General features: G+C 68.8%; 27 protein-coding genes and 1 tRNA gene. 13 read left to right on the top strand and 15 right to left on the bottom strand.

Annotated elements, in window-relative coordinates; translation table 11 throughout:
- Positions 1–10: 10 nt before the first annotated feature.
- The 3 genes from HHX30_RS07485 to nth all read right to left on the bottom strand — a co-directional run bounded on the left by HHX30_RS07485 (position 11) and on the right by nth (position 2,780).
- Positions 11–1,201 (bottom strand): MarP family serine protease, encoded by a 1,191-nt coding sequence (locus HHX30_RS07485; protein WP_169980827.1) that lies wholly within the window; start codon positions 1,199–1,201, stop codon positions 11–13.
- Positions 1,202–1,289: 88 nt separating this feature from the next.
- On the bottom strand, positions 1,290–1,964 hold the full coding sequence (locus HHX30_RS07480; protein WP_169981489.1) for a CoA pyrophosphatase: 675 nt from the start codon (positions 1,962–1,964) through the stop codon (positions 1,290–1,292).
- Positions 1,965–2,042: 78 nt separating this feature from the next.
- On the bottom strand, positions 2,043–2,780 hold the full coding sequence (gene nth / locus HHX30_RS07475) for an endonuclease III (protein WP_169980825.1): 738 nt from the start codon (positions 2,778–2,780) through the stop codon (positions 2,043–2,045).
- Between the two features lie 352 nt (positions 2,781–3,132).
- Between nth and HHX30_RS07470 the strand changes: the two genes are divergently transcribed.
- Positions 3,133–3,813 (top strand): Crp/Fnr family transcriptional regulator, encoded by a 681-nt coding sequence (locus tag HHX30_RS07470; RefSeq protein WP_169980823.1) that lies wholly within the window; start codon positions 3,133–3,135, stop codon positions 3,811–3,813.
- Positions 3,814–3,841: 28 nt separating this feature from the next.
- On the opposite strand, the gene HHX30_RS07465 is transcribed toward HHX30_RS07470, so the two are convergent.
- From HHX30_RS07465 to HHX30_RS07450, 4 genes are all read right to left on the bottom strand, one after another.
- Entirely contained in the window at positions 3,842–4,633 is a 792-nt protein-coding gene (locus HHX30_RS07465; protein ID WP_311922198.1) for an MBL fold metallo-hydrolase, read from the bottom strand.
- Positions 4,630–5,454 carry an NUDIX domain-containing protein gene (locus HHX30_RS07460; RefSeq protein WP_169980821.1) on the bottom strand — a complete coding sequence of 275 codons (825 nt, stop codon included), beginning with the start codon at positions 5,452–5,454 and terminating at the stop codon, positions 4,630–4,632. Before HHX30_RS07460 ends, HHX30_RS07465 begins: the two co-directional genes overlap by 4 nt.
- 94 nt (positions 5,455–5,548) lie before the next feature.
- Positions 5,549–6,010: a RidA family protein gene (locus HHX30_RS07455; RefSeq protein ID WP_169980816.1), complete on the bottom strand. Its 462-nt coding sequence runs from the start codon at positions 6,008–6,010 to the stop codon at positions 5,549–5,551.
- Positions 6,010–6,162: a DUF4177 domain-containing protein gene (locus HHX30_RS07450; protein WP_143737071.1), complete on the bottom strand. Its 153-nt coding sequence runs from the start codon at positions 6,160–6,162 to the stop codon at positions 6,010–6,012. The genes HHX30_RS07455 and HHX30_RS07450 overlap by 1 nt, the downstream gene beginning before the upstream one ends.
- Positions 6,163–6,349: 187 nt before the next feature.
- On the opposite strand from HHX30_RS07450, the gene HHX30_RS07445 reads away from it, so the two are divergent.
- Positions 6,350–7,390 (top strand): ArsA-related P-loop ATPase, encoded by a 1,041-nt coding sequence (locus tag HHX30_RS07445; protein WP_311922195.1) that lies wholly within the window; start codon positions 6,350–6,352, stop codon positions 7,388–7,390.
- Positions 7,391–7,426: 36 nt separating this feature from the next.
- Positions 7,427–8,566: an ArsA family ATPase gene (locus HHX30_RS07440; protein ID WP_169980815.1), complete on the top strand. Its 1,140-nt coding sequence runs from the start codon at positions 7,427–7,429 to the stop codon at positions 8,564–8,566.
- A 47-nt stretch (positions 8,567–8,613) separates the two neighbouring features.
- Here HHX30_RS07440 and HHX30_RS07435 read toward each other — a convergent pair whose 3' ends face one another.
- Entirely contained in the window at positions 8,614–8,910 is a 297-nt protein-coding gene (locus HHX30_RS07435; protein ID WP_030506755.1) for a WhiB family transcriptional regulator, read from the bottom strand.
- A gap of 258 nt (positions 8,911–9,168) precedes the next feature.
- Between HHX30_RS07435 and HHX30_RS07430 the strand changes: the two genes are divergently transcribed.
- Complete coding sequence (locus tag HHX30_RS07430; protein ID WP_311922190.1) at positions 9,169–11,418, top strand: transglycosylase domain-containing protein; 2,250 nt, start codon at positions 9,169–9,171, stop codon at positions 11,416–11,418.
- Positions 11,419–11,505: 87 nt separating this feature from the next.
- Here the strand turns inward: HHX30_RS07430 and HHX30_RS07425 are convergent, their stop codons facing one another.
- A complete protein-coding gene (locus HHX30_RS07425; RefSeq protein ID WP_169980813.1) occupies positions 11,506–11,961 on the bottom strand; it encodes a GatB/YqeY domain-containing protein in 456 nt (151 codons plus the stop codon).
- A gap of 80 nt (positions 11,962–12,041) precedes the next feature.
- Between HHX30_RS07425 and HHX30_RS07420 the strand changes: the two genes are divergently transcribed.
- On the top strand, positions 12,042–12,974 hold the full coding sequence (locus tag HHX30_RS07420; protein ID WP_169980811.1) for a metallophosphoesterase: 933 nt from the start codon (positions 12,042–12,044) through the stop codon (positions 12,972–12,974).
- A 35-nt stretch (positions 12,975–13,009) separates the two neighbouring features.
- Positions 13,010–13,086: transfer RNA gene (locus HHX30_RS07415), tRNA-Pro, on the top strand.
- Between the two features lie 315 nt (positions 13,087–13,401).
- On the opposite strand, the gene HHX30_RS07410 is transcribed toward HHX30_RS07415, so the two are convergent.
- Together HHX30_RS07410 and HHX30_RS07405 are read right to left on the bottom strand one after the other, a co-directional pair.
- On the bottom strand, positions 13,402–14,031 hold the full coding sequence (locus tag HHX30_RS07410) for a DUF2218 domain-containing protein (RefSeq protein WP_169980809.1): 630 nt from the start codon (positions 14,029–14,031) through the stop codon (positions 13,402–13,404).
- 56 nt (positions 14,032–14,087) lie between these two features.
- On the bottom strand, positions 14,088–14,732 hold the full coding sequence (locus HHX30_RS07405; protein ID WP_249349802.1) for a bifunctional 2-polyprenyl-6-hydroxyphenol methylase/3-demethylubiquinol 3-O-methyltransferase UbiG: 645 nt from the start codon (positions 14,730–14,732) through the stop codon (positions 14,088–14,090).
- 137 nt (positions 14,733–14,869) lie between these two features.
- Between HHX30_RS07405 and HHX30_RS07400 the strand changes: the two genes are divergently transcribed.
- A complete protein-coding gene (locus HHX30_RS07400) occupies positions 14,870–15,457 on the top strand; it encodes a TetR/AcrR family transcriptional regulator (RefSeq protein ID WP_169980808.1) in 588 nt (195 codons plus the stop codon).
- 37 nt (positions 15,458–15,494) lie between these two features.
- On the opposite strand, the gene HHX30_RS07395 is transcribed toward HHX30_RS07400, so the two are convergent.
- On the bottom strand, positions 15,495–16,022 hold the full coding sequence (locus tag HHX30_RS07395) for a class I SAM-dependent methyltransferase (protein WP_169980805.1): 528 nt from the start codon (positions 16,020–16,022) through the stop codon (positions 15,495–15,497).
- Between the two features lie 37 nt (positions 16,023–16,059).
- Between HHX30_RS07395 and HHX30_RS07390 the strand changes: the two genes are divergently transcribed.
- From HHX30_RS07390 to HHX30_RS07370, 5 genes are all read left to right on the top strand, one after another.
- On the top strand, positions 16,060–16,632 hold the full coding sequence (locus tag HHX30_RS07390; protein WP_249349801.1) for a MerR family transcriptional regulator: 573 nt from the start codon (positions 16,060–16,062) through the stop codon (positions 16,630–16,632).
- A gap of 115 nt (positions 16,633–16,747) precedes the next feature.
- A complete protein-coding gene (locus HHX30_RS07385; RefSeq protein WP_169980803.1) occupies positions 16,748–16,909 on the top strand; it encodes a hypothetical protein in 162 nt (53 codons plus the stop codon).
- A gap of 504 nt (positions 16,910–17,413) precedes the next feature.
- Positions 17,414–17,725 carry an SHOCT domain-containing protein gene (locus tag HHX30_RS07380; protein WP_211591733.1) on the top strand — a complete coding sequence of 104 codons (312 nt, stop codon included), beginning with the start codon at positions 17,414–17,416 and terminating at the stop codon, positions 17,723–17,725.
- 904 nt (positions 17,726–18,629) lie between these two features.
- Positions 18,630–19,034 carry a hypothetical protein gene (locus HHX30_RS07375; protein WP_169980802.1) on the top strand — a complete coding sequence of 135 codons (405 nt, stop codon included), beginning with the start codon at positions 18,630–18,632 and terminating at the stop codon, positions 19,032–19,034.
- Positions 19,034–20,659: a multicopper oxidase family protein gene (locus HHX30_RS07370; protein ID WP_311922182.1), complete on the top strand. Its 1,626-nt coding sequence runs from the start codon at positions 19,034–19,036 to the stop codon at positions 20,657–20,659. The genes HHX30_RS07375 and HHX30_RS07370 overlap by 1 nt, the downstream gene beginning before the upstream one ends.
- Positions 20,660–20,862: 203 nt before the next feature.
- On the opposite strand, the gene HHX30_RS07365 is transcribed toward HHX30_RS07370, so the two are convergent.
- The 3 genes from HHX30_RS07365 to HHX30_RS07355 form a co-directional block, all read right to left on the bottom strand.
- A complete protein-coding gene (locus tag HHX30_RS07365) occupies positions 20,863–21,756 on the bottom strand; it encodes a F510_1955 family glycosylhydrolase (protein WP_169980801.1) in 894 nt (297 codons plus the stop codon).
- 342 nt (positions 21,757–22,098) lie between these two features.
- Positions 22,099–22,284 carry a hypothetical protein gene (locus HHX30_RS07360; protein WP_211591732.1) on the bottom strand — a complete coding sequence of 62 codons (186 nt, stop codon included), beginning with the start codon at positions 22,282–22,284 and terminating at the stop codon, positions 22,099–22,101.
- 262 nt (positions 22,285–22,546) lie between these two features.
- Positions 22,547–22,762: a DUF2933 domain-containing protein gene (locus tag HHX30_RS07355; protein WP_169980798.1), complete on the bottom strand. Its 216-nt coding sequence runs from the start codon at positions 22,760–22,762 to the stop codon at positions 22,547–22,549.
- A gap of 171 nt (positions 22,763–22,933) precedes the next feature.
- Between HHX30_RS07355 and HHX30_RS07350 the strand changes: the two genes are divergently transcribed.
- The gene (locus HHX30_RS07350; protein ID WP_211591731.1) at positions 22,934–23,239 is read left to right on the top strand and encodes a cation transporter; all 306 of its coding nucleotides are present in this window, start codon (positions 22,934–22,936) and stop codon (positions 23,237–23,239) included.
- Positions 23,240–23,368: the final 129 nt, after the last annotated feature.

Below are 23,368 nucleotides of genomic sequence, written 5' to 3'. Positions count from 1 at the left end.
CGGGCGCGCGTCAGTCGCAGTCCTGCGTGCCCACACGGGCGACGGCGCCGCTGCCGTCGGTGGCGTCGCGCATGACCTCCTCCGCCGTGAGGGCGAAGCCCGTCTCCGGCTGGTCCGTCGCGGCGGCGAAGATCACTCCAAGCACGCGGCCCTCCGGGCTCAGCAGCGGCCCACCCGAGTTGCCCGGCTGGACCTTGCCGCGGATCGCGTAGACCTCACGCTCCACCTTGCGCTTGTTGTAGATGTCGTACGACTCGGCGCGCTGCTTGACCCTGACGCGCGCGGCGAGCGGCGTGAAGGGGTGTCCCTTCGGGTAACCGGCGATGATCGCGCTGTCGCCCTTCTCGGCGGTCATGTCGAAGCGCAGCGCGCCGATCGGCAGGTCCGGGACGAACAGGACCGCGATGTCCCGCTCGGGGTTGTACAGGACCACCCGGGCGTCGTACTGGTTGCCGTCGTAGTCGGTCACGTGCAGCCCCTCGGTGACCCCGGCGACGACGTGGGCGTTGGTCATGATCCGCTGTCGTGCGTAGACGAACCCGGTCCCCTCGATGCGCTTGCGGCAGCTCGGGGCCGTGCCCTGCACCTTGACGATCGCCCTGCGGGCCCGGACGAGGGCAGGGCTTCCGTTGATCAGGCTCTGGTCCGGCGGCGGCACGTTCTGGCCGCCGATCGAGGTGATGACCTGCGGCCACTCCGAGGTGCTGACGAAGTCCCTGAACTGCTTCTGCAGCGCTCCCACGCCGTCCGGGATGGCGTCGTCGACGCTCTGCCAGATCACCGAGCCGTTGATCTGGTCCTTGATCAGCGGCTGGCCGATGCTCATCGAGACCATCAGGGAGCCGATCAGCCAGGCGATGGCCAGAACCGACAGGCCGCTGGCGACCGAGCCGCCGAAGGCGTCGACCGCCTTGGCGGGCTCCCACGTGACGTGGCTACGGGCCATGGCGCCGATGGTGGAGGACGCGAACTGCCCGACGGTGGCCGTCAGGAAGACGATGACGATGGCTAACAGGGCCCGCTCGATGTCGCCGCTGACGATCGCTCCCGCCAGGGGTGGCGCGATGAACAACCCCAGGATGGCGCCGCCGACGAATCCGAAGAAGCTGAAGGCCCCGATGATGAAGCCCTGCCGGTAGCCCGACACCGCGAAGGCCACCACCAGGCCGATCAGGATGAGATCCAGAAGATCGCCGCGCACAGTTTCCACGGTATAGGCACGCCCGTCGTCGTGTGCGGGCGTCTGCCGGGTCTCGTCGCCGTACGCGGCGTACGAGCACCCCGCCGGCTCAGCCCCGCGCGGCCAGGTTGACGACCTCGGGAGGAAGATCTTCGACCCGCGAGCGGTCCCAGGGGCGCTCGAAGCCCGCCGCCGTCAGCACGCCGTCCAGCACCCCGGCGGTGAAGCCCCACACGAGCAGGCCGCGTACGCGGAACGCCACGGAGGGGACGATGCCGCGCGGGTGGCGCAGCCGCAGCCGGTTGGCCGGGTCCACCAGCTCCGCGACCGGGACCCGCTCGACGGCCTCGACCTCGTCGGGAGACGCGGCGTGCACGGCGCAGGGCGTGTGCCACCAGGCGAGCACGGGCGTCACCCGGTTGTCGCTGCGCCACACGTAGAGCTCCGGCATGGTCCCGACGACCTCGACGCCCGCGGGGTCGAGCCCGGTCTCCTCCTGCGCCTCCCGCAGCGCGGCGCCGATCGGGCCGTCGTCACCGGGATCGACGCCGCCGCCGGGGAACGCGGGCTGGCCGGCGTGCACACGGCCCTTCGAACTGCGCTGGATGAGCAGGATGTCGGGCCCTTCCGGGCCCTCGCCGAACAGCAACAGCACCGCGGCCGAGCGGCCGGAGCCGTTGGCGGGCGGCCGCAAGCCGGTGGGGACAGGACTGTGCGCGGCCTTCGCGGCCAGCTCCGTCAACCAGGCGGGAGCCACGACCACCTCCACATCGTCACACCGCATCGTCACGCTGGGCACGCTCGGGCCCAGGCGTGCCGTACAACCACGGAAGAACGCCCGAGCTTCCCGATCACCGTGGATTCACGAGAACGGGCCCGGACGCACCAGCTTGCGCGCCTCGTCCGGGTCCGTGGGGCCGGTGCCGTACGACGGGCAGAGGGCGGCGAGGGGGCACACGCCGCAGGCGGGCTTGCGCGCGTGGCAGATGCGGCGGCCGTGCCAGATCAGCCGATGCGACAGCATCGTCCACTCGGACTTGGGGATCAGCTCGCCGACCTCGTGCTCGATCTTCACCGGATCGGTCTCGGCCGTCCAGCCGAAGCGCCTGGTCAGCCGCTGGAAGTGCGTGTCCACGGTGATGCCGGGGACGTCGAAGGCGTTGCCGAGCACGACGTTCGCGGTCTTGCGGCCCACGCCGGGGAGCTTGACCAGATCGGCCAGCTTGCCCGGAACCTCCCCCTTGTGGTGCTCACAAAGGGCCTGCGCCATCCCGATGATGCTGTTGGCCTTCGCCCGGAAGAACCCGGTCGATTTGATGATCTCCTCGAGTTCGGCGCGATCGGCTCCGGCGTAGTCGGCCGCGGTCCGGTACTTCGCGAAGAGCACCGGAGTGACCATGTTGACTCTCTTGTCCGTACACTGCGCCGAGAGGATCGTGGCGACCAGCAACTCCAGAGGGTTGCCGAAGTCGAGTTCGCAATGGGCGTCGGGGTAGGTCTCGGCCAGAATCCGGTTGATCCGCCGCGCCCGCCGCACGAGCCCCAGGCGGCTCTCGGCCTGGCGCTGACGCCGTCGGGGAGCGGCCGTGTTCGTCGCCATGCCGCAAGCGTAGGGCCTCGGACGACCGCCCACCTCCCCGTCCACCGCGACGAGAGCCTTGTCATACATGCCACATATGCGGCCTGTATTTGCCAATTTGTCCCTACGCTGCGCAATACACTGAGCCCGTAGGGGGACGGCCGGCCGCCCGAGCCGGTCGAGCGCGCAACGGGCGTAAGGATAGGTTTCCGCCAAGATTGTGTTGTTTCGCCAGGCACCACGCACACGGCTGCGAGCCGGGACCGACACCCATGCCACGTAACGGGACACCCCGTAATGCGTCGCGGAAGGTGTGGGTCACAATGGCTAGCACGGAGCCGGCGACCGAGCGCGCCCGCAGCAAGGAGGCACCGTGAGCACCGAGGAAGTACTGAGCAAGGCGCCGCTGTTCTCCGCGCTCGACCGCGAGAGCGCCGCGGCTCTGCGTGCGAGCATCACCGAGGTGGAGTTGCCCAAGGGCCGCACCCTCTTCAGTGAGAACGAGACGGGCGACCGGCTCTACGTGGTGCTCGAGGGCAAGATCAAGCTGGCGCGCACCGCTCCCGACGGCCGGGAGAACCTGCTGAGCGTGCTCGGCCCGGGCGAGATGTTCGGCGAGCTGTCGCTGTTCGACCCGCGCCCGCGCACGGCCTCGGCGATCGCGCTGACCGAAGTGCGCCTGGCGGGGCTGGGCCATGACGACCTTCGGCCGTGGCTGACCGGCCGGCCCGAGGTCGCCCTCCACCTGCTGCGCGCCCTGGCCCAGCGGCTGCGCCGTACGAACGACGTGCTCGCGGACCTCGTCTTCACCGACGTCCCGGGGCGTGTCGCCAAGCAGCTCCTCGACCTGGCCGACCGTTTCGGGCAGAAGACCGACGACGGCATCCGGGTGCACCACGACCTCACCCAGGAGGAGCTCGCCCAGCTCGTGGGCGCCTCACGGGAGACGGTCAACAAGGCCCTGGCCGACTTCGCCCAGCGCGGCTGGCTGCGCATCGAGGCCAAGGCCGTGGTGATCATGGACAGGGAGCGGCTCTACAACCGCTCCCGCTGAGCGACGGCTGAGCGACGGCTGGGCGAGGCTAGAGCGTCTTGAGATAGTCGAGCTGGGCCGCCACCGACATCTCGGCGGCCGGCCACAGCGACCGGTCCACCTCGGCGTAGACCAACTCGACGATCTCGCGGGCGTCCCTGGCGCCCCCGCGGATCGCCTCGCGGATCTGCTCCAGTCGCTCACGCCGGTGGGCGATGTACGCGTCGAGCACCCCGGACGGGTCGGGCAGCACGGGCCCGTGGCCGGGCAGCAGCGCCGCGGCCTCCAGCATCTCGGCGCCCTGCCGCAGCCTGTCGAGGCTGCGCAGGTAGTCGCCGAGGTTCCCGTCGGGGGCGATCACGGTCGTGCCCCGGCCGAGGATGGTGTCGCCGGTGAGCATCGCCCGGTCGCCGGGCAGCCAGAAGCACAGCGAGTCGAACGAGTGCCCGGGCGTGCCGACGACCCGCACGTCCACGTCGCCCGCCGTGACGACGTCGCCGTCGACCAGGCCCTCGTCGCCCAGGCGGTGCCGGGGGTCGAGCGCCCGCACCGGCGCGCCGAGCATCCGCGCGAGCGTCCCCGCGCCCTCGCTGTGGTCGGGATGGCCATGCGTCAGCAGAACGGCGGTCACCCGGCGCCCGTCCACCCGCTCGGCGACCCGCCGCAGGTGGGCCTCGTCGTCCGGGCCGGGGTCGACGACCAGCACGGCCCGCTCCCCGCCGACGATCCACGTGTTCGTGCCGTCGAGGGTCATCGGCGACGGATTGGGCGCCAGCACGTTCACGGCGCTCGCCGTGCCGGAGCCGTCCGGTCCCTCCACCGGGATGCGCAGACCGCTCACTCGCCCGTCTCTCCTGTCTCGGGGAACATCAGCACCATCCGCCCGTCCACCTCGGCGGGCTCCGGCAGGACGGTCGTGATCGACCGGGGACAGGCGAGCACGTCGCCGACCGACTCGAACGCCGCCACCTCGGCCAGCGTCCGGAAGGTGGGCGGCAGCATGTGCGCCGTTCCCGCCCTCGCGGCGGCCAGCGCGTCCCGCGGCCGCATCCAGGCGACCCCCGACGCCTCCCCGCCCACGTCACGCGTACGCTGCCCGGGCGGCAGGGCCGCCACGAAGAAGCGGGTGTCGAAGCGCCGGGGCTCCACGACCGGCGTGATCCAGTGCGCCCACGCCTTGAGCAGGTCGGACCTGAGCACGAGACCGCGCCGGTCGAGGAACTCGGCGAACGACAGCGTGCGCGCGATCAGCGCGAGGCGGTCGGCCTCCCAGTCGGGTCCGGTCGTGTCCGTCACCACCGCGTCCGGGCCCGGCCCGGCCAGGAGCACGCCCGACTCCTCGAACGTCTCGCGCACGGCGGCGCAGACGAGGCCCCGGGCCGTGCTCTCGTCGGCCCGGAAGACCTCGCCCCACTCGGCGGGCGAGGGCCCCGCCCAGGCCACGGCGTGGTCGGCGTCCCGCGGATCGACCGATCCGCCGGGGAACACGTAGGCACCGGCCGCGAAGGCCATCGTGGCCGTGCGCCTGAGGAGGTACGCCTCCAGGGGATCGTCACGCAGCAACACCACCGTGGCCGCGTCCCGGGCGGGGACGGGGGCCCGGCGGCCGGCGAGGATCTCCCGCGCCCGCTCGCCGACCTCGCCGGGCAGCGGAAACCCCATGAGGCCCTCCAGAACAACCATCGGTTCGACCGGCCCCATGCTCCCCCACGCCTTCGCGAGACCGCAAACCCCGGTTCCGGTGAGCCGGACCCCGTCAGCGGACCTCCGCGATGACCTCCACCTCGACCGCGGCGTCGAGCGGGAGGACCGCCACGCCGACCGCGCTCCTCGCGTGCCTGCCCGCCTCGCCGAACACCTCGCCGAGCAGTTCGCTGGCGCCGTTGAGGACCTGCGGCTGCCCGGTGAAGCCGGGAGCGCTCGCGACGAACCCGGCCACCTTCACGATCCGCACGACCTGCGACAGGTCGCCCACCAGGGCCTTGATGGCCGCCAGGGCGTTGACGGCGCAGATGCGCGCCTGTTCCTTGGCCTCCTCGGCCGACACCTCCGCGCCGACCTTGCCGGCGACGCCCAGCTCGCCATTCACGAGCGGGAGCTGGCCGGAGGTGTAGACGTAGTCGCCCGTCCGTACGGCGGGCACGTACGCGGCCAGCGGAGGCACGACCTCTGGCAGCGTGAGCCCGAGCTCGGCGAGCCGCTCCTCCGGGGTCGCCATCACTTGGCCCGCTTCATGTAGGCGACCAACTGCTCCGGGTTGGGCCCCGGGATGACCGAGACGAGCTCCCACCCGTCTTCGCCCCAATTGTCCAGAATTTGCTTCGTCGCGTGCGTGAGCAGCGGCACGGTGACGTATTCCCACTTGGTCATGGCCAAAGGCTATCGAGGCGGGGCGCGCCCGGGGCGCCCAGGAACGCGGTTCGGGCGGGAGCCCGTTGGCAAACCCTTACCCGACCGGTCGCGACGGGGGACGACCGCCGCGTATCGGCAGGTAACCCTTGGGTAGCCTTCCTCACGTGGGCGAGTGGAGCAGGCACGCCGACGCGGAGGAGGCACGGTGAGTCAGCCGACCGGCGGTCGCGCCGGAAGCAACGGGGAGGCCCGTGACACCGACTGGGACGGCGTGCGCCTGCACGTGGTGAGCGGCAAGGGTGGCACCGGGAAGACCACGGTGGCCGCCGCGCTCGCGCTTGCCCTGGCGGCGGGCGGGCGCAAGGTGCTGCTCGTCGAGGTCGAGGGACGGCAGGGCATCGCGCAGGCGTTCGACCTGCCGCCGCTGCCGTACGAGGAGCGCAAGGTCGCCGTGGCGCCCGGCGGCGGCGACGTGTACGCGCTGGCCATCGACCCCGAAGAGGCGATGCTCGAATACCTCGAGATGTTCTACGGCATCAAGCGCGTGGGCAAGGCGCTGACCCGCATGGGCGTGGTCGACTTCGCCACGACCATCGCTCCCGGCCTGCGGGACGTCCTGGTCACCGGCAAGACCAGCGAGGCCGTACGGCGCCGCGACAAGCTGGGCCGGAGGGTGTACGACGCGGTCGTCATGGACGCGCCCCCGACCGGCCGGATCTCCCGCTTCCTCAACGTGACGCAGGAGGTCGCCGGGCTGGCCCGGGTCGGACCCATCAAGAACCACGCCGATCTGGTGCGGGGCGTCCTCGCCTCCCCGGAGACGGCCGTCCACTTCGTGACGCTCCTGGAGGAGATGCCCGTCCAGGAGACGCTGGACGGCATCGAGGAGCTGCGCACGACCGGGCTTCCTGTCGGCGGCGTGTTCGTCAACATGGTGCGCCCCGCCGGGCTGCCCGAGGGCGTGCTTGCGGCGGCCTGCGGGGGCGGGTTCGACTCCGCCGAGCTCGCGCTCGGCCTCAAGGCGGCCGGGCTGACGGACGCCAGGGCCGACGCCTCCGCGGTCGCCGAGGCGCTCGCCCGGGAGGTGTGCGAGCACGCCCTGCGGACCGAGCTGGAGAAGCGGGAGCGCGGCGCGCTGGAGGAGGCCGACGTGCCGCGGTACGACCTGCCGCTGCTGCCCGACGGCGCCGACCTGGCCGGGCTCTACGAGCTGGCCGACGCGCTGCGGGCCCAGGGCGCGGCGTGACCTGCTGATCGAGTGCATCGAGTGAGAGGCTGAGCTGTGACGAGGACGGCGCCCGCGCTGGACATCGACGCGATCTTGGATGATCCGGACACCCGGATCATCGTGTGCTGCGGCTCGGGCGGTGTCGGCAAGACCACGACGGCCGCGGCCCTCGGGCTGCGCGCCGCCGAGCGGGGCCGCTCGGTGGTCGTCCTGACCGTGGACCCCGCCAGGCGGCTCGCCCAGGCGATGGGCCTGACCGAGCTCGACAACACCCCACGGCGGGTCCACGGCGTCGACGGCGCCGGGGAGGCCGGCGGCGAGCTGCACGCGATGATGCTCGACATGAAGCGGACCTTCGACGAGATCATCGAGGCCCACGCCGACCCCGAGCGGGCCCGGCAGATCCTGACGAACCCCTTCTACCAGTCGTTGTCGTCCAGCTTCTCCGGCACGCAGGAGTACATGGCCATGGAGAAGCTGGGCCAACTGCGCCGCTCGGACGAGTGGGACCTGATCGTGGTGGACACCCCGCCGTCGCGGTCGGCGCTCGACTTCCTCGACGCCCCCGAGCGCCTCGGCCGGTTCCTCGACGGCAGGTTGATCCGCATCCTCACGGCACCGGCCAAGGTCGGCGGGCGCAGCGCGTTCAAGCTGCTCAACGCCGGCTTCGGGATGGTCGCCGGCATCCTGACCAAGGTGATCGGGGCCCAGGTGCTGCGGGACATCCAGATGTTCGTCACCGCGCTCGACGCGGTGTTCGGCGGCTTCCGGCAGCGCGCCGAACAGACGTACCGGCTGCTCCAGGCACCCGGCACCGCGTTCGTCGTCGTCGCCGCGCCGGAGCGCGACGCGATGCGCGAGGCGTCCTACTTCGTGGAGCGGCTGGCCGACGAGCGCATGCCGCTGGCCGGGCTCGTCGTCAACCGCGTGCACCGTCCGCTGGCGCCGTCGCTGTCGGCGGCGCGCAGCTCCGCCGCCGCCGAGGATCTCGACGCCAGGGGCGAGCACGAGCTGACCGCCGCCGTGCTGCGGCTGCACGCCGGAAGAATGCAGCTCGCCGCCCGGGAGCAGCGCCAGCAGGAGCACTTCACCTCGGCCCATCCGACGGTGCCCATCGCACAGGTGCCCGCGATGCCCGAGGACGTGCACGATCTGGCGGGACTGCGCCAGATCGGGCAACTCCTCGCGTCCTGAAGACGTGTCGTCCGGCGTCCCGCTCCACAGCGGGACGCCGCGCCGGCTCAGCCGGCGATCAGCTCGTTCGTCCGCTCGTACTCTTCCTTGGCGGACTCCAGCAGGTCTCGCCAGGACTCCACGTCCGGCCTGCGCCTGAGCAGCGCGCGCCGTTCCCTCTCCGTCATACCGCCCCACACCCCGAACTCGATGCGGTTGTCCAGCGCATCGGCGAGGCATTCGGTACGGACGGGGCATCCACGACAGATGAGCTTGGCCCGGTTCTGGGCGGCGCCTTGCACGAAGAGTGCGTCAGGATCCGCACCTCGGCAGGCGGCACGGGAGGTCCAATCCGTGATCCACATGTTCGACCCCACTCCCCTTAGGTGGTCAGTCGTCGTTTCGGCCGACGGGCGCGGGCGTCGGGCCTCCTGGTTGCAGTAGCCGCAGAGGAGAAAGTACGCAAGGAAACGATCGAACCGACATACCCCGGGGGGACCAAATTCGTGCATGGTCAAGTCAGGCCATGTGGCCGGGAATGACTAGTCCCCCCCTCGCGGGGGTAATGCCGTTCCGTGAGGTCGATGCCGGGAGAGCCGCCAAACGGACGTACCCTTGGTTCCGTGCAAGCTCACGGCAAAACTCTGGCATCCCGGACAGGTGCGGCCCTGCGTCTTGTCGGCGCCTCGGGCGTCGCGGGAGTGCTGGCGGCGGCGATTGCACTACCCGCCGTCGGCGGGGCCGGCGTCACGGTCAAATCGAGCATCGAGACCCTGAGCCTCAAGCCGGCGGACCTCGACGAACCGCCGCTGCCCGAGAAGACGGTCCTGCTCGACGCGGACGGCAAGCAGATCGCCCAGTTCTACTTCGAGAACCGGGAATCGGTCTCGATGGACCGCATCGCGCCGATCATGCGTCAGGCGATCGTGGCGATCGAGGACTTCCGCTTCTACGAGCACGGCCCGCTCGACGTCGAGGGCACCACCCGCGCGCTGGTCAAGAACCTCACGACCGGCGGGGTGACCCAGGGCGGCTCGTCCATCACCCAGCAGTACGTGAAGCAGGTCCTGTTCAACAAGGCGGAGACCGACGAGGAGAAGGCCGCCGCCGTCGCGCCGACCGTGGGGCGCAAGCTCAACGAGATCCGCTACGCGATGTCGATGGAGCAGAAGTACAGCAAGGACGAGATCCTCAACCGGTATCTCAACATCGCCTACTTCGGCGCCAGCGCGTACGGCATCGAGGCGGCGTCCAAGCGGTTCTTCGGCAAGCACGCCTCGGAGCTGAACCTGGCCGAGTCCGCGACGCTGGCGGGAGCCGTCCAGGACCCGAACGCCACCGACCCCAACCGGGGCAAGACGTTCCGGGACCGGCTGCTGGCCCGGCGCAACGTCGTGCTCGACCGCATGGCCCAGCTGGACATCATCACCGACGCCGAGCGCGACGCGGCCAAGAAGAAGAAGCTGGGGTGGAAGGACAAGGAGATCCCCGGCGGCTGCGAGGAGAGCGACTACCCGTACTTCTGCCTGTACGTGCGCAACGAGATCCTCAACGACACGCAGTTCGGCAAGACCAAGAAGGCCCGTCAGGACTTCCTGGCCCGCGGCGGCCTGACGATCCGCACCACGCTGAACCGGAAGATGCAGAAGGCCGCCGAGACGGCGATCAAGAAGTACGTCCACCCGGCCGACAAGCCGGTCGCCTCCGAGGCTCTGGTCGAACCGGGCACGGGTGCCATCAGAGCGATGGCCGCCAGCCGGAAGTTCGGCACCAGCAAGAAGAAGAACGAGATGTCGATCAACGTCGTGGCCGACGCGCAGCACGGCGGCGGCGCGGGCTTCCAGGCAGGATCGACCTTCAAGGTGTTCACGCTGATCACCGCCTTGAAGGAGGGATGGAAGATCAACGACGGCATCGGCACCGGCGCGACCTTCCAGGCCAGCGGTCCCTCGGCCTTCAAGGACTGCGACGGCAACCTGGTCGGTGACCCCCGGGGCGTCCAGCACAACTCCGAGGGCGGCAGCGGCGGGTTCCTGACCCTGCAGACCGGCACCTTGAAGTCGGTGAACACCTTCTTCATGGCCCTGGAGCAGAGGGTGGGGCTCTGCGACGTCGTGAAGACCGCCAAGGACCTCGGCATCAAGCGGGCCGACGGCGCGAAACTGCGCGAGTTCCAGACGTTCACGCTCGGCTTCAACGAGATGGATCCGGTGACCGTGGCCAGCGCGTACGCGGCCATCGGGGCACGCGGGAAGTACTGCAAGCCTATGGCGATCACGGAGATCACCGACCGCTACAACAAGGTGACCTCGTTCAAGCCGTCCTGCAAGCAGGTCATCGAGGCCGAGATCGCGGACGCCGCCACCTACATCATGTCGGGCGTGTTCACCAAGGGCACCATGTCGGGCGTCGGCGGCATCGGCCGGGACGCCGCCGGCAAGACCGGTACCGGCGACCAGTCTCGCACCGTCTGGTTCGCCGGGTTCACTCCCGACCTCGCGGGCGCGGTCAGCCTCGGCGACCCGCGCGGCCCGATGCGGTACCCGCTCCCTGGACAGGTGATGGCAGGCCGGACGTACGGCTCGGTCTTCGGCGCCACCGTCCCCGGTCCGATCTGGAAGGCCACCTTCCTGGCGGCGCTCAAGGGCGTCGATCCCACGTCGTTCGTGAAGCCGGACATGTCGAGGTTCGGCGGCTGCGCCCACCAGTGCGCGCCCCCGCCGAAGCCGAAGTCCGACCGGGGCGACGGCGACGGCCGTGGCGACGGTGGCGGTGGTCCCGGTGGCGGGCGCGGTGGCGACGGTCCCGGTGGCGGGCGCGGCGGCGGCCGCGGTCCGGGTGGCGGCGGCTCGCCGTTCGACCCCTTCGGCTGATTCCCTCCGACGGGCCGCTCCCTCACCGGGGAGCGGCCCTTCGGCGTCTCAGCGCCCGGACCCGCTACTGTCTCAGCGTCCGGACGGCTACGCGGACAGACGGGCGCGTACGGCCTGGGCGACGCGGCCGCCCTCGGCGCGGCCCGCGACCTTCGGGTTCAGGATCTTCATGACCTGACCCATGGCCTTGGGGCCCTGCGCGCCGCTCTCGGCGACCGCCTCGTCGACGAGCGCGTTCAGCTCGTCGTCGCTCAACTGGGCGGGGAGGTACTCATCGAGGACCGCCTGCTCGTCCAGCTCCGCCTGGGCCTGCTCGGTCCGCCCGGCGCCCGCGAACGCCTCGGAGGCCTCCCGGCGCTTCTTGGCCTCGCGGGTCAGCACCTTGATCACCTCGTCGTCGGAGAGCTCGCGTGCCTCCTTGCCCGCGACCTCCTCGACGTTGACGGCGGCCAGGGCCATCCGGATCGTCCGGACCCGTACCTCGTCACGGGCCTTCATCGAGACCGCGAGGTCGGCCTTCAGCTTGTCCTTCAACGCACTCATGCGTCCATCTTGCCGTGCCCGGGCTCCGGTCTTCGCCAGGTTATGCGGGAGGCGGGCCGTACGTCGGGCATCATTGCTGTGTGAGGAAAGCAGCCGCGGTTCCCCTGTCCGTCCTCGGCCTCGGCGTCGCCGGTGTCGGTTACGCCGCCGTACTCGAGCGGAACTGGTTCCGGCTGCGCCGCTTCGACGTCCCCGTCCTGGCGCCGGGCCAGCGGCCGGTCCGTATCCTGCAGATCTCCGACCTGCATCTCACGCCCCGCCGCCACCGGCTGATCAAGTGGGTGCGGTCGCTGGCCGCGCTCAACCCCGACCTCGTCGTGAACACCGGCGACACGCTGGCGCACCCCGACGCCGTCGAGTCGTACATGTACGCCGTGGAGCCGTTGCTCGAGCGGCCGGGCCTGTTCGTCTACGGCTCCAACGACCTCTACGCCCCCCGGCCGAAGAACCCCGCCCGCTACCTGTGGCGCACCTCCAAGGGGGACTCACGGCAGCACATGCCGAACCTGCCGTGGGAGGAGCTGGGCGCCGCGATGCGGGAGGCCGGCTGGCTGGACATGAACAACGCGACGGCCCGCCTCAAGGTGGCCGACCTCGACGTCCACGTGGGCGGCATCCACGACTCCCACATCGACCGGGACCGGTACGACGAGATCGCCGGCCAGGCACCCGCAGACGCCGACCTGCGCCTCGGCGTCATGCACTCGCCCGAACCACGCAACATGTCGCGGTTCGCCGAGGACGGGTACCAACTGCTGCTGGCCGGGCACACCCACGGCGGGCAGCTGTGCATCCCCTTTTACGGCGCCCTGGTGACCAACTGCGGCATCGACCGCGCCCGGGTCAAGGGGCTGAGCAGGCACGAGAGCGCCTGGCTGCACGTCTCCGCCGGCCTCGGCACCTCGCCCTACGCGCCCGCGCGCTTCGCCTGCCCGCCCGAGGCGACCCTGCTGACGCTCGTTCCTCGCCGCCCCGTCGCGCCAGATGGCACAAGCAGCCGCAAAGTCCGCTAGACTTGCCGAGGCGCAGGACGAAAAGTCCAAGCGACCGGGGTGTAGCGCAGCTTGGCAGCGCGCTTCGTTCGGGACGAAGAGGCCGTGGGTTCAAATCCCGCCACCCCGACCAGGTAGTTGCAGGTCAAGGGCCTGATCGCTGGAGACAGCGGTCAGGCCCTTGATCGTTCGTTAGCGTGGCGTTAGTGGTTTGAACCCGATCACATGGCCGTTAGCAACCCCAGGCAGCCCTAAAAATCACCCCGCTTAGCGTCCGGTTGAACCTTCGACCCCGAGGTCCAGGGAGCGATCGGCCTCGGAGCTGGACCGTCGCCAGCGGCCGAAGGCGGCCAGCGACAAGGGCACGGGCGCTGTGGCCGCCGCTCAGCCAGGTTGCGCGAGCGATGCCTTAACGGTGGCACCGCCGGCAGAGCTACTGGCAGCTGTCTCAGGTTCGATCGGGGGTTCTGGCGACCTTCCGGCGGCGGAGCCGGAGGCGAGCTAACGTGATCAGCGCGATTTTCACCACGATGAGCACGATGACGATGTCGCCGGCAGCGGCGGTCCAGCGTGATTCCGCTATGACCGTACCGGCCACGCCGACGTGCAGGCCGATGACCAGGAGGATGGCCAGCGCCAGGAGGATGGTCTGGAGTCTCGGGCGTGAAAGCCCCCACCGTGGCGTGGCTGGGGTTGCGCCGGTGGGCACGACGGGGGCGTCCGGGGTTTCCTGCCGCTGCCAGGTCACGGTCAGCGGCTCGCGGCGGCTGAACCGCTCGAGGTCGCGGGTGACGACGTCGCGTATCCGGGCCAGGCCCTCCTCTTCGGGTGCGTCGATGCGGACTGTGAGGGTGCCGGCGTCGGCGGTGAGCGTGCATTCGCCCCATGGGGTGAAGGCGACGGTTCCGCTGGTGTCCGACCACTCGGCGGTCACCCGCACGCCGCGGCGGGCTGCCGGTCCGTGCGGGTGTAACCGGGCGGTGTGGCCGCCGCCGCCCATGGCGGCCGCGTGCTTGCAGAACTGGGCGAGGTAGCGCCCGGCCCGTTCGGTCTGGATGCGAGCATGCAGGATTGGCATCGGGGAGCTTTCTTGCTCGTCTGTGGTGGAGGGATCCGGCGTCGCGATGGCCCAGATCAGATCCGCGTGAGGGCGATGAGCCACGCCGGGATGCCGTCCTCGTCCGTCAGGCTGTCGAGGGCGGTCTTCTCGGTCGCGTCCACGCGCCAGCCTTCGGTGAAGCAGGCGGTGACGTCCTCGCGCACCAGGTGCTGTGGCCCCGGGCCGCTCTGGGGGCCGCGGAAGCACAAGACGAAGTAGCGGCCACCGGGCGGCACCACCGCCCGCAACCCCTGCAGGTAGGCGACGCGGTCCTGTTCGTCGTTGACGACGTGGACCAGCAGCCCGCTGTCCAGCACGGTGTCGAAGGACTCCCCGAGGTCGGCCAGCCGCCTCACATCGCGACGGAGGAACCTGGCGTTCATGCCCCGCTCGTGCGCCTTGCGTTCCGCGGCGTCGATCGCGGCGCCCGCGATGTCGACTCCGGTGGCGTCGAGGCCGAGGGCCGCGCACATCAGCACGTGTTCGCCGGTTCCGCAGCCGACGTCCAGGACTCGCCCGGAGATGGCGCCGGACGCGGCGAGAGCGAGGAACGCCGGCTGGGGGCGGCCGATGTCCCATCGCGGCCCACGGGCGTAGATCTCTTCCCAGTTCGGGTGCTCGGTGTCCATGCCGTGTGGGGCGGCGGCGCCATGGTGCCGGCCGGTGGTCGCGTTCTGCATGAGAGGTGTCCGTTCTTTCTCTTCGAGACGACCACCCGCGGTGTCCGGGAGGTCGCAGCGAGATCGTATTTATCGATACATAGTGTCTACGCCAACGTCACTATGTCGCACAAGAGGACAGCCTGTATGATCTGGACGTGCCCAAGCTGTGGACCGAGACGATCGACGCGCATCGCGCAGCGGTTCGGAATGCCGCCTTGAACGCCATGGCGGCGCTGGTGGCCGAGCGCGGGCTGGTCTCGCTGACGATGTCGCAGATCGCCGAACGCGCCGGTGTCGGGCGCGCGACGCTGTACAAGTACTTCCCCGACACCCAGGCCGTCCTCACCGCGTGGCACGAACGCCAGATCAACGCACATCTCGACCGGCTCACCGCGGCGGCCGAGCCGACCGAGCCGGCCGTCGTACGCCTGCGGGCCGCACTGCGGACCTTCGCGGAGATCCAGTACCACTCGGCGCGCCACCATGGCGGTGAGCTCGCCGCACTGCTGCATCGCAGTGAGCACGTCGACCGCGCGCGGCATCGGTTGCGGGAGTTCGTGGAGAACCTGATCGCCGAGGCCGCACAGGACGGGGATCTTCGTGACGACGTGGCGGCCGGGGAGCTGGCCGGCTACTGCCTGCACGCCCTCACCGCGGCCGGCACGGTCGACGGCCATGACGCGGTCCACCGCCTGGTCACGGTCACCCTGGCCGGGCTGGGCACCCCGCCTCCTCCGCCGTAATTCATAGCCTCGGGGGTAGGAACGGCAGGTGCGCCTTTCAGGCACTCCGCTGGGCGGTGAAGACAGTGACCTTCGTCAGCTCCTGGCGCTCTACCAGCGGGAAGACCCGCTCCAGCGCGTAGCGAATTCGATTGAGTTTCTGTGAGGGCAGGGAGTTCTTCCTGGCGATCGCAGAAGGCGCCCTTCCACCGTGCCAGGCGATCAGCAGGATGCCGCCCGGCCGGAGGATCCGGTGGAGCTCACGTACACCCGCGTCGAGGTCCGGCCACATGGCGACATTGTTGACGGACACGACCCGGTCGAAGCTCTGGTCGACTTGGGTGGTGTCATCCGCCGTGCCGGGCTCCAGCCGCACCCGGCCGCTCGAGACGGCTGCCGCGTTATGCCGCGACGCCATGGCCAGCATGTCGGCGGACGGATCGACACCGCAGATCGCCTGCGCCGAGGTCTCCAGGTCCAGCGCGCGGATCAGCGCGCCCGGTCCGCAGCCGACCTCGCAGACTTGATCGCCTTCCTGCACGTCGAGGAGTCCGAGCAGTTCCCCCGGATCGTTCAGCCGCAGCATCAGCCACCCCGCCATCCGCCCTGGAAGACCGGTGGGCATGGCGAACGAAGACCGAACCGGGCCGTCGAAGGCCCAGGACGAAATCGATGGCGTCCTCATGCCGACCAGGTTCTCGGTTCAAGCCGCCTTGAAGTCAAATGGAGTCATGGAGTCCATCCCCATCGGTGAGGCCGCCGGGCGCTTCGGCCTCAACCCCTCCACACTTCGCTACTACGAAGAACGCGGTCTGGTATGGCCGAGCGGGCGCGAACGCGGGCGTCGGATGTACGGGCCGGAGGAACTGCGCCGCCTTGCCTTCGTGCACATGGTCAAGCGGCTGGACATCCCCCTGGATGTGGCGGCCGCGGTACTCGATCAGCCTCGGGAACGATGGCGGCACGACACGAGCCGGCAGATACACCAGCTGGACGACCTGATCGCACGGGCTCGGGCGGCGCGCGAGTTCCTTACGTACGCGCTCGACTGCCCTGCCGAGCATCCCGCCCGTGACTGCCCCCACCTGCTCGCGGTGTTGGACGAGCTGGTCGGGGGCGCCCCCTTCGACCGCCTCGTGGCGAGCCTGTCCGAAGGGTCGGTAGCAGCCCAGGACTCTGGCCGAGAGCGGGCTTGACGCACCGGCCGATCCCGTCTCGAGCTCAACCAGCTGACGTAGGTGGAGACCGGAATTATGTCGTGTCTGAGCATTACCATGGCCGATAGTGCTTCCAGTCGGAAAGAGGCTATGGATGCTCGTCACCGCTGTCTTCATCCGCTTCTTCCGCTCGTTCAACTTCGACTACCTCGATCAGGGAAGGGATGAGCCGCAGCACAACAGACGAAAACCACAGGCAAGCAATCAGGAACAAATCAAGAACAGCAAGGAACTTTCACCGAAAGGAATGAACTGAAATGGCCTGATAGAAAGAATGCGGCCAGGCCGAATTCAAGAACTTGCGATCAGGACTAATCCAGCGAACATCGCCCCTACCTCGCCTTCGATCATGGCGTTGCCCATAGAGTCGGGCCAGCAAGAGGCCGTTCGACAAGCTGCCTACCAGCGGCAATCCAAATCTGATCATGACCAGTCATAAGTGGCGAACCAGTGGTCAGGAATTGGCCATGCGATTGGCCACCCTACGAGACGCACCCAGCGCTATGGGGTGATCAAGACATCTCAGAGCATGAACGCATGCCCCGGCTCGCGAAAGTCGCATATTCCTGCCCTGGGCCCTCACCCGAAAAGGGCCCAGGAGGTGGGACTTGGGGCCTCGCTGAAAGGGGTCTGGGAGGTGCCGGCGGGCCAAGGCCGCCGGGTGCTTCGGTTGCCATTGTGATCACGGTTCGCCCGGTGGATGACCTATGACGGGCTGATGGGGGACCTTTGACCTCTCCTCGACGGTGCCGGGAGGTCCATGCTCGAAGAGCCGGCTGTCACCGCAGCCGGCTACCGATCAAAGCAGGTGATCGAAATGATGTACTGGAACGGAATGAACGGCTGGGGTTACGCCGTGATGATGGCCGGAAACGTGATCTTCTGGGCTGCACTGATCACCGGCGTTGTGCTGCTTGCCCGTCACCTTGGCCGGGCATCTCGCCCTCCCGTGAGGACTGATCTCCCGTCCGCTGAAGAGTTTCTGGCACAACGCTACGCCCGCGGCGAAATCGACACCGAGGAGTATCAGGCCCGTCTCGACACGCTGCGACGTGCTCGGGTGGATGCTTGAAACGTAGGGGCGCAGGACCACACAGCCCCACCCCGCAGCGGGGAATCTGGGACGCAGAAATTCGATCGGGGCTCCGCCGAACTACGGCTCGCCGGAGCCCTTCTCGAAACCTTCAAGAGTGCCATCTCCGGCGCCGAAAAGGCTCATTCAAAGGTCGTCCAGACTTGCGGCACTAGTCGCCGCACTGGCAGTCACCGCACTGACAGTCGATGCACTTGCAGCTCCCCGAGTAGGGGTAGCTGAAGCTTCCGGCATCCTGAGTAGTCCCGGCGTTTGCACAGGTGCAGGCACCCAGGGCGGCGGCACCGGCGGCCAGGGCCGTGGAGATTGCCAGCTTGGCGATTTTCCCCTGGAGAATTGACATTAGTTTCCCCCTTGGTTTGCGAGATCAGAGATTTCTCCTGCGGTCACAGGAACTGTCTCTCGATGGCGCTAACGGGCCATCTCGCGTGGGGTCTTGATTTCCTGCGCCACAACCACTCAAACGGACATTTGGCGCAATTGGCAATATACGGGAAATGCCATCAATCCAAACGGGAGACTTTTATGATGATTGAACCCGTATGAGTCTGCCGTCCGTAATATCCCGATAATTGCGATATCTGTACACTTGTCCGGTCGTTCGCCGCAGGGTGATCGCCAGATGCTCGCACGGGTACCAGCTCGTAGTGATCGCACCTGCTCCTGGGGTTACTTCACAGGCGATCGCCGCGGACATCCAGTGCTCCTCGGGTGAACGACGAAGGAGCCCATACATGTCGGCGGGATGTCGGCGCTCTGGACCTGGCCGAGTGCTGCCGCCTGGGCATGGGGACTCGCGGTGGACGGCTCACCTCAGCCACTACTATGGCCGATAAGAGATACGACTCAGCGTCTGGGGGCGATGATGGCAGCCCGAGGACCGGTGGCAGCGCTTCTCCGCGTGTTGCTGCTGGCGATCCTCGTGGCGGGTATCGCATTCATGCACACCCTGGGGCATGAGCACGACGACCATGCCGAGATGTTGATGCCGTCGACGGTGTCAGTGCATACGGTCGGCGAAATGCCCGGCACCGCTCATCACAGCTCCGTGATCAGTGAGTTTTCTCCATCCACCGCCGGTGGTTCCCACGTGCCACTCGACCCGAGCGCGGTGTGCCTCGCGATCCTGGTAGCGCTGGGCCTGGCCCTTGGGCTGCCGCTGCTTCTGCACCGCATCTCCGCCGAGGAGTCGACCAGGCTCCTGCGGCTGCCAAGCCACAGGCGGGCTGCCCCCAACGTGCCTTCACTGTCCGTCATCCTCACTGGTGTGGTCGTGCTTCGGAACTGATGGATGCCACGCGGGTGCCCGGCACTCCGCGTTCCGCTCAATCCATCAGTACGACCCAAATGAGGTTTCGCATGTCTACGTTCGATCGGCGTTCCTTCCTGCGTGGCGGCCTGCTGATCGCCGCCGGGACCGCCGTCTCCGCCTGCAGCGGCAACACGGCGGCCGACACGACTGGTAATGCTCCGGCCTTCATCGGGCCCTCGGCGGAGCAGGTGCGGGCCGCGGAAGCGGAACGCCACCCGGGCGCGGTCCGAGACTTCGTCCTGACCCCGCAGCGGGGGAAGGTCGACCTGGGTGGGAAGGTGGTCGACACCTGGTCGTATGACGGCCGCATTCCCGGCGCACAGATCCGCGTGAAAGCGGGGGAGGTCGTCAGGGCCCGGGTGGTCAACCGGCTTCCGGCCGACACCAGCGTGCACTGGCACGGCCTGGCTCTGCGCAACGACGTCGACGGTGTCCCCGGCGTCACGCAGCCGCCCATCGGGGCCGGCGCGGAGTTCACCTATAAGTTCACCGCGCCCACCCCCGGCACCTACTGGTTCCACCCGCATTCCGGGCCGCAGCTCGACCGCGGCCTGTATGCACCGCTGATCGTCGAGGATCCCCACGAGCCGCTGTCGTACGACGAGGAGTGGGTGGTCGTCCTCGACGACTGGCTGGACGGCGTGACCGGCACCCCCGACCAGGTCCTCGCGGAACTTCGCAAGGGCATGATGGGCGGGATGAACCATTCCGCCGGCGGCCAGGACGGGATGGGCGGCATGGACATGAGCACGCCCAGCCCCGGGGGCGGCTCCCACATGCTCATGGGCGCCACCAGCGAACTACTCGGCGGGGACGCCGGCGACGTGGCCTACCCCTACTTCCTCCTCAACGGCCGCCTGCCGACCGCGCCGGAGACCTTCCGCGCCAAGCCCGGCACCCGGGTGCGCATCCGATTCATCAACGCCGGTGCCGACACCGCCGTCCGGGTGGCTCTCGGCGAGCACAAGATGACCGTTACCCACACCGACGGCTTCCCCATCGAGCCCGTGTCGACGGATGCGCTACTGATCGGCATGGGAGAGCGCTACGACGTACTGGTGACGCTTAAGGACGGCGTGTTCCCGCTGGTCGCCCTCGCCGAGGGCAAGAAGGGCTCAGCCCGTGCGTTGGTCCGTACCAGTGCGACCCGCCGGGCGCCGGGCATGAACGCGCAACCGGCACAGCTCAAGGGGAAAATCGTCCACTATGACGGGCTTCGCCCAGCGCAGGACGTGAGGTTGCCGTCGAAGGCGGGCGACCGCACGATCAGGTTGGAGCTGACCGGCAGCATGATGGCCTACAACTGGGCCATCGACGGCAAGCCGTACGATCCGAAGACCATTCATGCCGTAAGAACCGGTGAGCGGGTCCGGCTGTCGTTCGTCAACCGAACAACCATGTGGCATCCCATGCACCTGCACGGTCACACCTTCGCGCTGGCAGACAGCGGAATCCGTAAGGACACCGCGATCGTGCTGCCGAACACCACCTTGGATGTCGATTTCGACGCCGACAACCCAGGCATGTGGATGATTCACTGTCACAACATCTATCACGCTGAGAGCGGCATGATGACCACGCTGGGCTACCTCCAGGCTTGATCACCCCGGGCGCTGCCGCCCGCCGCTGATTCTCGTACGGCCGGTGACTCCTGGATCCCCCTTGGAGGCGCCGGCCGTCAGGTTCCCCGTCCTCGTCGTGATGTACGCCCGAATCGCCGGCCGGCATGGGTGAACGACGCGGCGTTCCCTCGTCGGGCTGTCCACCTTCTTCGGCGCCGACGACGCTTGGAGCCGCATGGCGATCAGGCGGGAGGGGGCTTGTACGCCGTCGAGAAGGTCCGGCCTCCGTCCCGGGACTGGTAGACGGTGCCGTCCTCTGTCGCCATGAGAAGTCGGCGCCCGTCGGTAGTGGAGAACGCTGCGGCGGGGCCAGGGAGGTTCCCCTGGGTCTTCCAGGTCTTCCCGCCGTCCTCGCTCCTACGAACCGTTCCGTCGGTCGCGGTCCCGACGAGCAGCCCCTTGCCCAGCGTGTCCAGGAAGGTGAGCGGCGGTGCACCCGTCAGTGCGGTGAACGTCTTTCCGCCGTCCTGGCTCACCATCGGGCCCTCGGACGTGGTCGCGTAGAGGAGATCGGGCTGGTCGGCGGAGCCTGCCAGATCGGCCACCTCCAGGTGCGCGCCGTCCGTCCAGGTGACGCCGTTGTCGACGCTGCGGCGGATCCGCCCGCTCTGGCTGTCGTAGGCGTACAGGCTGGCGCCTGCGGGTTGCAGGGCGTGGAAGTCGGCAGTTCCTGCCTCCGACACCGTCTTCCAGGTGAGGCCGGCGTCGGTGGTGCGGATCAGCCCGAGGTGGGCGGGCGCTCCCGCCGCCACGTCGACAGCCGAAGGGTGGCCGCTGGCCAGGAAGGTCTTGGGTCCTACGACCGTGAAGCCCATGTGGTCCTGAACCCGGTCGGCGATTCTGACCGCGGTGTTCGTCGCCCTGACCTGGAACAGGCCGAAGTGTCCGGCGATGTAGATCGAGCCGTCTGCCGGATCGGTGCCGAGGCCATGGATGTGGCCTACGCCCGGGTCCATGGAATCGGTTCTCTGCGCCCGGGTCTGGTCGACCTGATCGGCCTGGCCGGCTGCGCACCCGGTCAGCAACACGGCCAGCAGGGCGACGATGCCAGGGAGGCGACGCCGGGTCGGGAGCATGGCAATCCTCGTCTCGCGGAGCATCCGGTTATCTCGCCACGAATCCTACTAATGGTAGTAGTAGGTCGGTCGGTCTCACTAATCGCCCCACCGTTCACCGTCCCGGCGACAGCCCGGCAGATGCAGCGGGGCCGGATCGACCTGCCCGGGGCGCTGCTGGTCACCGGCGCTACCGTCGCTCTCATCTACGGCCCGGTCAAGGCGGGCGATGGTCGGCGGCTCCTGGCTGCTCACCGGCATGCCGGCGGAGGCGAACGTCTGGGCGACCCTGGTCCCCGGCTTTGCCGTAGCCACCGCCAGCCTCGGCACTGTGTTCGTCGCAGCCACCACGACAGCACTCGGCTACGTCTCTCGCCAGGAGGCCGGGCTTGCCTCGGGCATGGTCAACACCTTCCACGAGGTCGGCGGATCGGTCGGCGTCGCCGCCCTCTCCACCGTCGCGGCCACCGGTATCGAGACCGGCGCGAACACCGGCTTCAGCACCGCCTTCATGGTGTGCGCCGTGAGTGCCGCTCTGGCGGCCCTCATCCCTAGCTCCGACTGGGCACCCTTGGGCAAGCGGAGCGGCGATCGCCCGTACGTGCCGGCGGTGGACATGCGGGGCCGCCGCTCGCAACGCGGCTTCAGGGGCGAGCAGTTGCATCAGGATCGCATCGCAGGGACGTCCGTTCGGCGATGCGGTCGATGCCTTGGACCTATCCGGCTACTCGCCGGAGCCGCCTTCGGAGAGGCTCTGCCTCCATCTCATGAGCTCCCACCTCTCGAAGACGGCTCGGTCCAGGCAGTCATGTCAGCGACGGGCCGTCTGGTCATTCGTGCTGCTTTCAGGGTGATCGCGCCGCCCGCCCTCGTCCCCGTGCATCCCCTTCATCATGACCATCATCATGATCGGGCATACGAGGACGATACCGAGCAGGAGCAAGGTGCTGAGAGGCATTCCCAGCCAGAGCGCTCCCACGACGAGGACGGCTACCGCGATGGCGACCAGGCCATAGTTCACCTTCATTGCGGGCCTCCCTTCCAATCCGCGGCAGCTTCACTCTCCTCCTGCGCCACTAGATGTGCCCAAGGGCGAAGGTCCTGCCCGTGTATGAAGAGGTCCTCCCAGCGCATGGCCAAGGCCCTACGCATACCGGGCATCTACTATCTCAAATAGCAGCCATCGTTCGCTGTAGGCATGGGAGGCATAGCCGTGGTAGGGGAGCCGGGAACTCGTTACGAGGGCAAGGACCGTAGCACGGCGGTTCTGGACGTCAGCGGACTGCACTGGGCCTCCGAACAGAACGTCGTCGCCTCACGGCTGGGCCGGCAGCCCGGTGTGCTGAAGGTCGAGGTCAACCCGGTGGCCCAGACGGCCACAGTGGTGTTCGACCTCTCTCGAACCTCGCTGGCCGAACTGCGAGACTGGGTCCGCGAATGCGGATACCACTGCGCCGGCCAGTCCGTTCCCTCCCACATCTGTGACCCCATGGCGGAACCCTGATCGGTGACGTCCCCTCGGGTGGTGTAACTCCAAGCTGTTGATGCAAGCCCCGGACACGGGGCGAGCCATCGTGTGACGGTCAGCGAGTTCCCGACCAAAGGTTCTCGCGGAGGACACCACACGATGGCT

The organism is Microbispora sp. H10836 (assembly GCF_012999525.1).
Lineage (GTDB): Bacteria > Actinomycetota > Actinomycetes > Streptosporangiales > Streptosporangiaceae > Microbispora.
This window is presented reverse-complemented; position numbering and strand designations above follow the sequence as displayed.

What these genes read in the sequence shown, in the direction of transcription:
- HHX30_RS07480 (WP_169981489.1), bottom strand. Translation starts at nt 1,964, where the DNA reads ATGCGGTGTGACGATGTGGAGGTGGTCGTGGCTCCCGCCTGGTTGACG.
- nth (WP_169980825.1), bottom strand. Translation starts at nt 2,780, where the DNA reads ATGGCGACGAACACGGCCGCTCCCCGACGGCGTCAGCGCCAGGCCGAG.
- HHX30_RS07460 (WP_169980821.1), bottom strand. Translation starts at nt 5,454, where the DNA reads ATGGGGTTTCCGCTGCCCGGCGAGGTCGGCGAGCGGGCGCGGGAGATC.
- HHX30_RS07455 (WP_169980816.1), bottom strand. Translation starts at nt 6,010, where the DNA reads ATGGCGACCCCGGAGGAGCGGCTCGCCGAGCTCGGGCTCACGCTGCCA.
- HHX30_RS07450 (WP_143737071.1), bottom strand. Translation starts at nt 6,162, where the DNA reads ATGACCAAGTGGGAATACGTCACCGTGCCGCTGCTCACGCACGCGACG.
- HHX30_RS07435 (WP_030506755.1), bottom strand. Translation starts at nt 8,910, where the DNA reads ATGTGGATCACGGATTGGACCTCCCGTGCCGCCTGCCGAGGTGCGGAT.
- HHX30_RS07425 (WP_169980813.1), bottom strand. Translation starts at nt 11,961, where the DNA reads ATGAGTGCGTTGAAGGACAAGCTGAAGGCCGACCTCGCGGTCTCGATG.
- HHX30_RS07410 (WP_169980809.1), bottom strand. Translation starts at nt 14,031, where the DNA reads ATGCCAATCCTGCATGCTCGCATCCAGACCGAACGGGCCGGGCGCTAC.
- HHX30_RS07405 (WP_249349802.1), bottom strand. Translation starts at nt 14,732, where the DNA reads ATGCAGAACGCGACCACCGGCCGGCACCATGGCGCCGCCGCCCCACAC.
- HHX30_RS07395 (WP_169980805.1), bottom strand. Translation starts at nt 16,022, where the DNA reads ATGCTGCGGCTGAACGATCCGGGGGAACTGCTCGGACTCCTCGACGTG.
- HHX30_RS07390 (WP_249349801.1), top strand. Translation starts at nt 16,060, where the DNA reads ATGGCGAACGAAGACCGAACCGGGCCGTCGAAGGCCCAGGACGAAATC.
- HHX30_RS07385 (WP_169980803.1), top strand. Translation starts at nt 16,748, where the DNA reads ATGCTCGTCACCGCTGTCTTCATCCGCTTCTTCCGCTCGTTCAACTTC.
- HHX30_RS07380 (WP_211591733.1), top strand. Translation starts at nt 17,414, where the DNA reads ATGCTCGAAGAGCCGGCTGTCACCGCAGCCGGCTACCGATCAAAGCAG.
- HHX30_RS07370 (WP_311922182.1), top strand. Translation starts at nt 19,034, where the DNA reads ATGGATGCCACGCGGGTGCCCGGCACTCCGCGTTCCGCTCAATCCATC.
- HHX30_RS07365 (WP_169980801.1), bottom strand. Translation starts at nt 21,756, where the DNA reads ATGCTCCCGACCCGGCGTCGCCTCCCTGGCATCGTCGCCCTGCTGGCC.
- HHX30_RS07360 (WP_211591732.1), bottom strand. Translation starts at nt 22,284, where the DNA reads ATGAGGGCCGCCAGAGCGGCACTCACGGCGCACACCATGAAGGCGGTG.
- HHX30_RS07355 (WP_169980798.1), bottom strand. Translation starts at nt 22,762, where the DNA reads ATGAAGGTGAACTATGGCCTGGTCGCCATCGCGGTAGCCGTCCTCGTC.
- HHX30_RS07350 (WP_211591731.1), top strand. Translation starts at nt 22,934, where the DNA reads ATGGGAGGCATAGCCGTGGTAGGGGAGCCGGGAACTCGTTACGAGGGC.